The sequence below is a fragment of the Nocardia sp. bgisy118 genome (assembly GCF_057708605.1).
Genome location: NZ_JBYISM010000081.1, coordinates 1 through 1,041, shown reverse-complemented (window position 1 = coordinate 1,041; position 1,041 = coordinate 1). Strand labels below are relative to the sequence as shown.

1 protein-coding gene is annotated in these 1,041 nt (G+C 69.5%); it reads right to left on the bottom strand.

Features of this window, described 5'->3' with window-relative positions; genetic code table 11:
- The coding region (locus AC3EO7_RS37800) for a TrbL/VirB6 family protein (RefSeq protein WP_488186326.1) at positions 1 to 1,041 on the bottom strand (1,041 nt) is incomplete at both ends.

Genomic DNA, 1,041 nt, shown 5'->3' with positions numbered 1-1,041 from the left:
AGCGGCGGCGGAACAGGTTTGACCCGGATGACCGGGAACGGCAACGGGTACTGGCCGCTACGGGTCGGCCGAAGACGCGCGTAGGGATCGGCCGGGGTGGGTTCGGTGAAATCGAAGGTGAGCTGTTCGGGCCGCCGCCGGGGGCCGGGGCGTTCCGGTGGCGGGGCCGGTGCCGGGGGCGTGGGCCGGACCCGACGTACCGGGATCGGCAACGGGTACTGGCCGCCTTTCCCCGGGCGGATTCCCTGGTAGGGGTTCGGTGGGGTGAAGTTGAACGCGAGCTGGCGTCCGCGTGGTGTTCGCGTTGTGCTGGTGGGGGTGATGCTGGTGGAGGCGGCGGGGGCCGGGTTGGGTTGTCGCGGGACTCGGTGCACGCCTTGCAGGGGCAGCATGAGTTGCCCGGTGCGGGTGGCGCGTACCCGCGCATACGGGTTCGGCGGCCCGGCGCTGGAGGCGGTGCGAGGTGCTCGCGGTAACCGGGTGGGCTGTGGACCTCGCCGGGCCGGTGTCGCCGTGGCGGCGGTCCGTGCACTGCTCGACGTGGCCCCTTTGAGCAGGCCGAGGGTTTTGTAGGCGAGGAAGCCCCGCGCGATCGACCCGACGAAGCTGCGGCCTTGGCCGATCTTGAGGACCGACAGCAGCCAGAACGGGGTCTTGATCAACACGAACATCAACGCCAAAGCGACGGTGAGGTCGGCGATCTCGTTGGCGTCCGGGCCGAAGAGGTGCCATCCGCCCGGGGTGAGCAACACCCGCAGCACGGTCACCAAGATCAGTGACTGCGCGACCTGGATCGCCAGGCAGGCGGCGAACGAACGCCACCACCACCGCGCAACGCCGTCGATGCCGGGCAGTGCGTGACACATCAACGCCAGCGGTGCCGCCACGATCAGCACGATCGTGATCGAGACACGGATGACGTAGCTGATGAGCAGCACGAGCAGCATCACCACCAACGCCAGGTGCAGCAGCAGGAAAAAGCCCCGGCTCTGGTGGGGGGTCACCGCGAGCTCGGCCAGGGCATCGGCGGCCGACCCGGAA